General features: G+C 69.4%; 4 protein-coding genes and 1 pseudogene. 2 read left to right on the plus strand and 3 right to left on the minus strand.

The features are described from left to right. From VB737_RS05485 to ctpZ, 3 genes and pseudogenes are all read right to left on the minus strand, one after another. Nucleotides 1-300 (minus strand): annotated as a pseudogene (locus VB737_RS05485) (septum site-determining protein MinC); the annotation flags it as partial. A gap of 25 nt (nucleotides 301-325) precedes the next feature. Beyond that, a complete protein-coding gene (locus tag VB737_RS05490; protein ID WP_500311812.1) occupies nucleotides 326-1,600 on the minus strand; it encodes an HD domain-containing protein in 1,275 nt (424 codons plus the stop codon). Continuing rightward, nucleotides 1,597-2,856, minus strand: a complete 1,260-nt coding sequence (ctpZ, locus tag VB737_RS05495; RefSeq protein ID WP_500311814.1) for a carboxyl-terminal processing protease CtpZ — start codon at nucleotides 2,854-2,856, stop codon at nucleotides 1,597-1,599. The genes VB737_RS05490 and ctpZ overlap by 4 nt, the downstream gene beginning before the upstream one ends. Before the next feature lie 50 nt (nucleotides 2,857-2,906). Between ctpZ and petB the strand changes: the two genes are divergently transcribed. Both petB and petD read left to right on the plus strand, forming a co-directional pair. Next, nucleotides 2,907-3,581, plus strand: a complete 675-nt coding sequence (gene petB, locus VB737_RS05500) for a cytochrome b6 (protein WP_015109205.1) — start codon at nucleotides 2,907-2,909, stop codon at nucleotides 3,579-3,581. Nucleotides 3,582-3,638: 57 nt separating this feature from the next. Beyond that, on the plus strand, nucleotides 3,639-4,121 hold the full coding sequence (gene petD / locus VB737_RS05505; RefSeq protein WP_500311816.1) for a cytochrome b6-f complex subunit IV: 483 nt from the start codon (nucleotides 3,639-3,641) through the stop codon (nucleotides 4,119-4,121). The last annotated feature ends 590 nt before the right edge of the window (nucleotides 4,122-4,711 follow it).

Here is a 4,711-nt window from a genome sequence, read left to right on the forward strand (position 1 = left end):
CCCCATGCCCGGATCGGTGTCGAGGCCGAGGGCGGCGGCGGCCACCAGGGTTTCCGGCCGGCGGCCGGCGACGCGCACCAGTTCCAGCTGCAGCGAATCCAGCAGCTCCTGCAGCTGGCGCAGGTCCGGCAGCCGCAGCAGCCAGCGGCCCGCCTCCAGCACCACGGGGCCTGGCGGCGGCAGGCGACTGCCGAGGGCGTAGCGCACCTCCTCGAGGGCACTGGCGGATCCCTCCTCGGCAGGCAGCCGCAGCAGGTGGGGCTGCTGGCCATCGATCGCCTGGATCAGTGCGGCTGCCACGACAGTGCCCTGCGGTGCAGCGAACCTAGAGGTCCCGCCGGCCGGCGTCGTCCTGCCGCCGCACCGCCAGGGTCTGCCGCAGCGCGTCGCTGACCCGGGCCGGATGGATCAGCCAGGCCATGTCGACCGTCTGGCAGAGGCTGGCCACAAGCGGCGAGCGCTGCTCGAGGGCCTGCAGCCGCTGGCCGTCCCACAGCCGCAGGCCCCCGGAATAGGGGTGATAGCCCCGGCTCTGGCGCTGCTCCAGGGCGCAGCAGCCGTCCGCCACCAGCCCGGCGCGTTCGCACAGCCCCCGCGCCACCGCCAGCAGTTCGATCCGGCCGGCCGGGGAGAGGTCGCTGACGTCGGTGGCCTTGGGCAGGCGCCGCTCCAGCAGCCGTCCGCAGGGATCGGCCAGCTCCTCGGGCCCCTCCTCCCGCCAGCGCACCAGGTGGTAGCCGGTGCGGATGTCGTCGTTGGCCAGGTAGCTGTCCAGATCGAGGTGATCCCGGTCCCAGAGCCAACGGGCCATGGTGGCGTCCGCCCAGACCAGGTCCGGGCCCAGCCTGCGGGCCACGCTGATCACCCGGTTGAGCAGCCAGTTGCAGACGATGTTGAGCCGGTGGTTGTAGACGCTCCGGTACATCAGATGGCGCACCACCAGATAGTGCTCCACCGCCATCAGGCCGCGGGGGTGGAGGGCCAGATCCCCGTCGGGCGCCAGGGTGAGGCTGGCGAGGATCCGCTCCAGATCCAGCTGGCCGTAGCGGGTGCCGGTGCTGTAGCTGTCGCGCAGCAGGTAGTCGAGCCGGTCGCAGTCCAGCTGGCTGCTCACCAGCGCCTTGATGGCCCGGCTGGGGTGGCGGCCGTGCTCCAGCAGGTCGGCCACCAGGGCGGCCCGGCCCGGGGCGCCGTCATCGAGCACGTCCCGAAGGGCGGAGTGGTCGCGGATCAGCCGCCCCGACCAGGCCTCGTGCCGCAGGCCGAACATCTCCTCGCCGGAGTGGCTGAGGGGTCCGTGGCCCACGTCGTGCAGCAGGGCGGCGGCATAGAGCACGTCCCGGTGCCGGGACAGGGAGGGATCGAGCCGCTCCAGCTGCTGCAGGGCGAGCCGCGCCACCGCCAGCACCCCGAGGGAATGGGTGAAGCGGCTGGATTCCGCCCCGTGGAAGGTGAGGAAGGCGGGCCCCAGCTGGCGGATGCGACGCAGCCGCTGGAAGGGGGCGGTGTCGATGAGGTCGATCGCCAGGGCCTCGGCCGGATCCTGGCGATCCAGCCGGATCGCCCCATGCAGTGGATCGTGGTACGTGCGCTGGCTCATGTCGCCAGGGCTGGGGCCGCCAGTTCCGCCACCAGCAGCCCGGCCGCCTCCTGCAGCCAGGTGTCCCGTTCCCCATCGGGCTCCAGGGGCTCGGGCTGGGACAGCCGTACGTCCGGCTCGATGCCCTGGTTCTGGATGTCCCGGCCGCTCGGGGTGAGGTAGCGGGCCACGGTCACCGCCAGGCCGCTGCCGTCGCTGAGGTTGATCAGGGTCTGGATCAGTCCCTTGCCGAAGGTGCGGCTGCCGGCCAGGCGCGAGCGGCCGCTGTCCTGCAGGGCCCCGGCGAGGATCTCACTGGCGCTGGCCGTGCCGGCGTTCACCAGGGTGAGCATGGGGCCGCCATAGAGCTGTCCGGGACCCGCCTGCTGCCGGTCGGCGATGCCGCCCCGGTCCTGGGTCTCCACGATCGGGTCCCCGTCGAGCAGTCCGTCGGCCACTGCCAGGCCGGCGGCGACCAGGCCCCCGGAGTTGTTGCGCAGATCCAGAACCAGCCCCTCAATCGGGCCGCTGCCCCCGGGGGCGGTCATGGCGGCCAGGGCGGCCCGCACCTGCTGGGGTACCGGCTCGCTGAACTGGGTGATCCGCAGGTAACCGAGGCTGTGGCCGTCGCTGACCAGGCGGTGGCTGCGCACCGGCTGCAGATCCACGTCGCGGCGATCGAGCAGCATCTCCGTCTCCTGTCCCGAGGGGGCGCGCAGGGCCACGAGAACGTCGCTGCCGGCGGGTCCCCGCAGGCGGGCGGCGGTGCCCTCCAGCCCCAGTTCCTCGGCCGGTGTGCCGTTCACCCGCAGGATCTCGGTGCCGGAGACGATCCCCGCCTCGGCCGCGGGTGAGGCGTCGAGGGGGGCGATCACCACGATCCGCTGATCCCCAGCCCGTAGCCCCAGCTGGAGTCCCACGCCGGTCACTCGCCCCTGGGTGCTGGAGCGCAGGGTGGCGAACTCCTCCGGTCGCAGCATCCGTGTGTAGGGATCGTCGATGGGGGCCAGCATCGCCTCGATCGCCGCGTAGGCCTGCAGCGTGGTGCCGATCGGCTGCTCCAGGGTCTTCTGGCGCAGGCGCCGCCACTGCACCGCCTCCAGCTGGGCAGGATCGACGTAGCTCTGGTTCACCAGTCGCCAGGCCTCCACCACCAGCTGCTGGGCATCGCTGAGCGCCAGGGCCGTTGGGGGCATGCCGAGCGGCAGGCACAGCAGCAGGCAGAGCCCTGTTGCAAACCATTGAGCCGGCAGGGAGCGGCGGGCCGGGTCTCTCACGGGGGGGTCAGAACGATCGGTAGACTCTCGCAACCCAAGCCCCCCGCTGCATGGCGAACTCGTCCACCGGCGCCAAGTCGTCCCCGATCTATGACTGGTTCGAGGAGCGCCTGGAGATCCAGGCCATTGCCGACGATATTTCCGCCAAGTACGTCCCCCCCCATGTCAATATCTTCTATTGCCTGGGCGGCATCACCCTGGTGTGCTTTCTGATCCAGTTCGCCACCGGGTTCGCGATGACCTTCTACTACAAGCCCACGGTGGTGGAGGCCTACAGCTCGGTCCAGTACCTGATGACCGACGTCAGCTTCGGCTGGCTGATCCGCTCCGTCCATCGCTGGAGCGCCAGCATGATGGTGCTGATGCTGATTCTGCACGTCTTCCGGGTGTACCTCACCGGCGGCTTCAAGCGTCCCCGTGAGCTCACCTGGGTCACGGGCGTCACCATGGCCGTGATCACCGTGTCGTTCGGCGTCACCGGCTATTCCCTCCCCTGGGACCAGGTGGGTTACTGGGCCGTCAAGATCGTCAGTGGCGTGCCTGCCGCCGTTCCCGTGGTCGGCGACTTCATGGTCGAGCTGCTCCGCGGTGGTGAGAGCGTCGGCCAGTCCACTCTCACGCGCTTCTACAGCCTCCACACCTTCGTGCTGCCCTGGCTGCTGGCGGTGTTCATGCTGATCCACTTCCTCATGATCCGTAAGCAGGGCATCTCCGGCCCGCTCTGAACCCCGCTCTTCCCCTTAGCCTTCCCCCACCGGTCACCAGCGCTCCGAGCCCCCACCATGCACATCCTCAAGAAGCCTGACCTCACCGATCCCAAGCTGCGGGCCAAGCTGGCCAAGGGCATGGGGCACAACTACTACGGTGAGCCCGCCTGGCCCAACGACCTCCTCTACATCTTCCCGGTGGTCATCCTCGGGACCATCGCCTGCCTCGTCGGTCTGGCCGTCATGGATCCGGCGATGCTGGGGGATCGCGCCGATCCCTTCGCCACCCCGCTGGAGATCCTGCCCGAGTGGTACCTCTACCCGGTGTTCCAGATCCTTCGGGTGGTCCCCAACAAGCTGCTCGGCATCGCCCTGCAGACGATGATCCCGCTGGGTCTGATGCTGATCCCGTTCATCGAGAGCTTCAACAAGTTCCAGAACCCCTTCCGCCGACCCGTGGCCATGGGTGCCTTCCTGTTCGGCACCGTCTTCACCATCTATCTGGGCATCGGCGCCTGCCTCCCCATCGACAAGTCCCTCACCCTGGGTCTGTTCTAAGTCGTCGGTCGGCTTCCGCCCCCATCCAACCCCTGCAAGCCGCGAGTCATCGCGGCTTTTTTTGTGCCCGATGGCCGGAGTGCGCAGGCTCAGCTCCCCAGGGCCTGACCTTTCCAGGGCGGTCCTGAGGGGCTGCGCGGTGTTCCAATCGCCCGTCGCAAGGTTGCCGAGGGCTGGCGGCGGGGGGGGGCACCGTCGCCGGCCCTGCTCAGTCCTGCTCGGTTCCCTTCTCAGCAGCGCATCCATGCAGGCCCTCGAAGGCCACCGCTGCCGTGCCTGTGGTGGCCTGGCAGCCTTTCCGAGTGCCGTGGCGGTCGTGGCGACCAGGGGCAGCTCTGCAGGCACAGGGGAGCACCCGGCTCCTGGGGACTCTTCGGATCAGCCTCTTGGAGAAGCAGCCCGCGAAGCACGTGATATGATTTTGGACTGCGCCCCAGAGAGCGAAAGCTCGAGCGGGGAGCAAGCTTACGGGATCGAGAGGCGCGAGCCGACGGTGTTGTAAGTTTTCTGAGTCGCCGGGAGGCGACGCGCCGCGAGAGCCCCGGAAGGGGTGGAGCGGTCGAACCTGGACAACCAAAAAAGTTTAGGAA

Origin of the sequence: Synechococcus sp. BA-120 BA3 (assembly GCF_034931285.1) — a bacterium.
Classification (GTDB): domain Bacteria; phylum Cyanobacteriota; class Cyanobacteriia; order PCC-6307; family Cyanobiaceae; genus Cyanobium.

Excerpts from the sequence above, each read along its gene's own strand:
- petD (WP_500311816.1), top strand. The coding sequence starts at position 3,639 with ATGCACATCCTCAAGAAGCCTGACCTCACCGATCCCAAGCTGCGGGCC.
- petB (WP_015109205.1), top strand. The coding sequence starts at position 2,907 with ATGGCGAACTCGTCCACCGGCGCCAAGTCGTCCCCGATCTATGACTGG.
- VB737_RS05490 (WP_500311812.1), bottom strand. The coding sequence starts at position 1,600 with ATGAGCCAGCGCACGTACCACGATCCACTGCATGGGGCGATCCGGCTG.